1 protein-coding gene is annotated in these 541 nt (G+C 67.5%); it reads left to right on the forward strand.

Going from position 1 to position 541, the window contains the following annotated elements; genetic code table 11:
• Positions 1–68: 68 nt before the first annotated feature.
• Positions 69–541, forward strand: a 473-nt coding sequence (locus AC1DSF_RS30655) for an ATP-binding cassette domain-containing protein (RefSeq protein WP_478184079.1), incomplete at its 3' end; no start/stop codon positions are given.

A 541-nucleotide genomic window follows, 5' to 3' on the forward strand; every position in this document is an offset into this window, starting at 1 on the left:
GCTCGGCGACGCGGTCCGCGACGCCCTCGACCCGAAGCTCCGCTGACCGGGGGAGGGGAAGACACCAAGTGACGACGAATCAGTTGACGAAGCCCGCCAAGACCGAGCCGGTGCCCGGTGCGCCGCTCCTCGAAGTGGACAACCTGCACGTCGAGTTCCGCACCCGCGACGGCGTCGCGAAGGCGATCAACGGCGTGTCCTACTCGGTCGACGCCGGCGAGACCCTCGCGGTGCTCGGCGAGTCGGGTTCCGGCAAGTCGGTGACCGCCCAGACCATCATGGGCATCCTCGACATGCCGCCGGGTGTCATCACCGGCGGCGAGATCCGGTTCCACGGCCGCGACATGCTCAAGATGGGCAAGGAAGAGCGGCGCAAGCTGCGCGGCGAGAAGATCGCCATGATCTTCCAGGACGCGCTCTCCGCGCTGAACCCGGTCTACTCGGTCGGCTTCCAGCTCGGCGAGATGTTCCGGGTGCACCGCGGCATGTCCCGCAAGGACGCCAAGGCCAAGGCCATCGAGCTGATGGACCTGGTGAAGAT

The sequence above is a fragment of the Variovorax sp. 01N429 genome (assembly GCF_056399425.1).